This is a genomic window from Streptomyces sp. NRRL S-495 (genome assembly GCF_000966955.1).
Lineage (GTDB): Bacteria > Actinomycetota > Actinomycetes > Streptomycetales > Streptomycetaceae > Kitasatospora > Kitasatospora purpeofusca.
In genome coordinates this window covers 1-404 of the sequence record NZ_JZWY01000859.1, presented here as the reverse complement: position 1 = coordinate 404, position 404 = coordinate 1, and the positions used below count along the sequence as shown (strand labels likewise).

1 pseudogene is annotated in these 404 nt (G+C 60.9%); it reads right to left on the bottom strand.

Annotated features, from left to right (window positions below):
- Positions 1-40: 40 nt before the first annotated feature.
- Positions 41-404, bottom strand: a pseudogene (locus VR45_RS34965) (transcriptional regulator); the annotation flags it as partial.

Below are 404 nucleotides of genomic sequence, written 5' to 3'. Positions count from 1 at the left end.
CTTTATGCCTTTTCGAATATCCTACCCGCGATTCAGCGGATTACGCCGAGAATCCCAGCGATGATACGTGGGAGTAGGCGTCGTAATCGGAGCCCAAATCCTGGATGATTTCGTCCCACCATTCATCCAGCGTATCCAAGTCTCCCTCTGCCCAGGCTTCCACGATCTCTTCCCACTGGCGGACGTTCACGTGGCGCACCTGCAAATCCCGCTCACGGCCCGGGCGGACGTGGCTCTGGTCGACCGGGTTGATTTCGATGCGGGTTCCGCCGTTGGCCTCCAGGCGGGCTGTGAGGGCCTTTACGACGTTCCGGCGGCGGTAGTCCTGGTAGGCGTTGTCAATCTTGGCGAGGTTCACCGGGTTGGGGAACCGCTCCTCCGCCAGCCAGGCAATCAGGGTGCAC